Source organism: Niallia yueguangensis, from assembly GCF_052663115.1.
In genome coordinates this window covers 1-1457 of sequence record NZ_JBQTCX010000052.1, presented here as the reverse complement: position 1 = coordinate 1457, position 1457 = coordinate 1, and the positions used below count along the sequence as shown (strand labels likewise).

The 1457-nt window shown below is 32.4% G+C and carries 2 protein-coding genes; both read left to right on the top strand.

Going from position 1 to position 1457, the window contains the following annotated elements; all coding sequences use genetic code 11:
* Positions 1 to 392: 392 nt before the first annotated feature.
* Complete coding sequence (locus tag ACTYA4_RS22035; protein ID WP_443481590.1) at positions 393 to 941, top strand: TVP38/TMEM64 family protein; 549 nt, start codon at positions 393 to 395, stop codon at positions 939 to 941.
* Positions 942 to 1098: 157 nt separating this feature from the next.
* Positions 1099 to 1311 (top strand): YxzE family protein, encoded by a 213-nt coding sequence (locus ACTYA4_RS22030; protein WP_443481591.1) that lies wholly within the window; start codon positions 1099 to 1101, stop codon positions 1309 to 1311.
* Positions 1312 to 1457 lie beyond the last annotated feature (146 nt).

The following is a 1457-nucleotide window of genomic DNA, read 5'->3' as shown; positions in this document are numbered from 1 at the left end:
AAAAATGGGAGAAGAAGTACTCAGCAGACTGAATACACGTAGACTCCTGTGGGAATGCGAGAAAGACGAGACTTAAGCAGAGCGTATGCGACGAGGAGGCTCGACGCTCGCCCACGGAAAGCGAAGTGTATTCGGGCTGCGAGTTTAAAAGCAACAATCTATACGAAAACTGCCAACTAATAAAAGTGAAGTAACATCTAAAAATGGACGTATAAACAAAGTACCTTTTTATATAGAATGACCATATATTATGAAAAAGGTGATTTCTTATTAAAAAATATGGGAGATTTTTTACATTTATTTGTTCTTTATTGATCGTTTATTTCCTTTTTTTTGATACAGAGTTATTTCAGTCCATCCAGAAGGGAGAGATAAAAACGGTCTCGGCCTTTTTGGAAGAAAACATCTATTATGCACTTATGTTCAGCTTATTTATTATGATTATTCAAAACAGCTTTACGATTATCCCTTTACTTTTTGTGATTACGTTAAATTATTATTTATTTGGTTTTTTTTACGGGTTTATTTGGAGTTGGTTTTCTAGTATTCTTGCAGCAATGATTATCTTTTTAGCAGTGCGATATTGGTTTCAAGAGATCGTGCCCGCAAAAAAATATGTTGATTTATTAAAGAGAATGGAAACGAGAGGGATATATTATGTTATATACGGTAGAATATTCCCTTTTTTTCCAACGAGTATTTTAAACATTATCGCAGGCATCAGCATGATTTCTTTTAAATCCTTTATTATCGGAACAGCAATCGGAAACTTTTTCTACTTTTTTATTTTGGCTTTAATTCCATTAGGATTATTTTCAATGGAGATTCATCCAGTTTTTGTAGCCCTGATTATATTATGTACGATTATCGTCTTTTATTCTATTAAAAAAATGAAACCAAGGTGTTGGCAAAATATAAAGAAAATTAAACAAAGATTTTAATAGATAAAAGGACTAAACCTTGGCATTTCTATTGGTTTAGTCTTTTTTTGATAAATAGTGTAAAATTTTTAAAAAATTACATAAATATGAAACTTTATGAAATCATATCCGTATAAAATAAATAGATAAACGAACTTTTATCAAAGGAGGAGATAAAATGACGATTATTTTATTATTAATAGGGCTAATTATTGTCAGTACCTTACTAGTGAAAAAGAAAGATACTAGAATAAATAATCACAATTCCGGTTTTTATACCCAACACCACTCTACTCATGATATGGGCTATGCAGATAGTGGAAGTGATTGCGGTTCTTCCTTTGGAGGCAGTGATGGTGGGGGAAGCTGCGGAGGAGGAGGTGGAGAATAAGTAAGCCTTCTTTACTATAGGCTGTTTCTCAAAGTTTGTTGTTTTTTTACGTAAAGGCTCTGTTAAATTTAAATGTTGATTTCTATATAATAATTAGGGGAACCTCATTTGTTGAGGTTCCCCGTTCTTCTTCAACTAACGCACCT

Coding starts and splice junctions, on each gene's coding strand:
- ACTYA4_RS22030 (WP_443481591.1), top strand. CDS start 1,099: ATGACGATTATTTTATTATTAATAGGGCTAATTATTGTCAGTACCTTA.